Here is a 1,900-nt window from a genome sequence, read left to right as displayed (position 1 = left end):
AACAAAGAGACAAGGGTGTGGTGTTTAGGATAAGCCACTTCACAGCTGTTAAAGCCATGGAGCAACTGCTGCTGCTCTAAGGGAGTCAGGTATTGCAGTACACTTATAGGTAGCTGTGGCTGCTCAATGACGGAGTGGAGTAACTGATTAAAATGGGCAATCATGCGCTCAATGGAGGCCGCACTAAACAAATCAGTTCTATAGCTTACAGCTCCCTGCAGTCCTTGTGGGGTCTCCGTTAAAAAGAAGGTGAGTTCAAACTTGGCGGTGCTGTGTTCGATCACTTCTCCTGTAAGCTCTACCTCTCCTAACTGAAGACGGGGTACTTCAGGGGTGTTGCGCAGCACCAGCATCACCTGGAACAAAGGAGAGCGGCTCAGGTCCCTTTCCCTGACCACTTCTTCCACCACCTTTTCAAAAGGCACCTCCTGGTGCTCATAAGCACTAAGAGTCGTCTGCTTCACCTGTTGTAATACCTCGGTGAAGGACTGCTCTCCTGTGAGTTGATCCCTGAGGGCCAGGGTGTTGACAAAAAAGCCGATGAGCCCCTCCACCTCCTTTCTGCTGCGGTTGGCCACCGAAGTGCCCACACTGATGTCGCTTTGTCCACTGTAGCGGTACAACAGGATTTTATAAGCAGCCAGCAGGGTCATGAACAGAGTTACTCCTTGCCTTTGGCTGAATGTATTGAGTTGCTCTGAGAGCGTTGGATCGATATTAAAGTTGACAAAAGCTCCTTTGGTATTTTGCACGGCAGGGCGGGGGTAATCGGTAGGCAGTTGTAAGGCTTCTACTCCTTCAAGCTTTTCTTTCCAATAAGAGAGCTTATGCTCCAGTACCTCTCCCTGCAAATAGTTTCTCTGCCAGAGGGCATAGTCGGCATACTGGATCTCTAAAGAAGGCAGTTGAGCAGGGCGGTTTTCACTATAGGCACTATACAGCTCCCTAAGCTCACGCACCAATATAGGTGTGGACCAGGCATCGGAGGCAATGTGATGCAAGGTCACTACTAAAATATGTTCTTCTATATCCAGCTCCAGGAGGTAGGCCCGGAGCAGGTAGTCTCTTGATAGATCAAAGGGCCGGGAGATCAAAGCCTGGGTGTAGTGCTGTAAACTCTCCGCATCCTGCTTAAAGCGTGCGCCATCTAATACAGTTAGCTTCCAGCCATCAGCTGCTTGTATGTATTGATAGCTCTGGCCTTCTTCTTCAAGGAATATGGTCCTTAACACCTCATGACGCTCGATGATGGTTTGGAAAGCAGATGATAGGGCTTCTTTATCTAGTGCTCCTTTCAGTCTAAGCACGGCTGGTACATGATACTGTACACTGCCCTCCAGCTGGTCAATGAACCACAAACGCTCCTGGGCAAAAGAAAGGGGAAGACGTTCTATTAAGTTTCTATCAGATCTATTTATCCTATTATAGTTCTTATTGACCTTTATTGATTTCCAGTTCCTGTTACTTAAAAACTCAATTATTAATTTCTTATTCTCTTTTATTAGTTGCAGTAAACCTTCATCAATATTTACATTATGCGGGATTTTAAGTTGAAGTTGCTCTTCCTCTAAAATAATTTCAATTCCATTCTGCTTTGCCAAGTACAACAAGTCAATTGCCTTTGTTGAAACGTATTCCATAATGACAGAATTAATTATTAAATGTTTAATAATCTAAATGATGATGCATCGTTTTGATTTGATTGAGAACTGCGTTGTACTTCCAGATATTTACTTAGATCACTAATAGAAGTGAATTGGAATAATACCTGAATAGGAATTGATATTAGTAATTCTCGTTCAATAGAACTTTTGATTTGCATTGCCATCAGGGAGTGTCCGCCGAGTTCGAAGAAGTTGTCGTGGATGCCGATGGGGGTTACTTTCAGCAGTTGCTGCCA

General features: G+C 44.8%; 2 protein-coding genes. Both read right to left on the bottom strand.

Annotation, left to right across the window (positions count from 1 at the left end; genetic code table 11):
• On the bottom strand, positions 1-1,640 hold a 1,640-nt coding region (locus OCK74_RS27795), incomplete at its 3' end, for a condensation domain-containing protein (RefSeq protein ID WP_279300385.1).
• A gap of 17 nt (positions 1,641-1,657) precedes the next feature.
• A partial coding sequence (locus OCK74_RS27790; RefSeq protein WP_279300384.1) for a phosphopantetheine-binding protein occupies positions 1,658-1,900 on the bottom strand: 243 nt, incomplete at its 5' end.

The organism is Paraflavisolibacter caeni, assembly GCF_025628885.1.
GTDB classification, from domain to species: Bacteria; Bacteroidota; Bacteroidia; order Chitinophagales; family Chitinophagaceae; genus Flavisolibacter; species Flavisolibacter caeni.
Note: the sequence above shows the minus strand (reverse complement) of the source record. Positions and strands in the feature narration are given on the sequence as shown.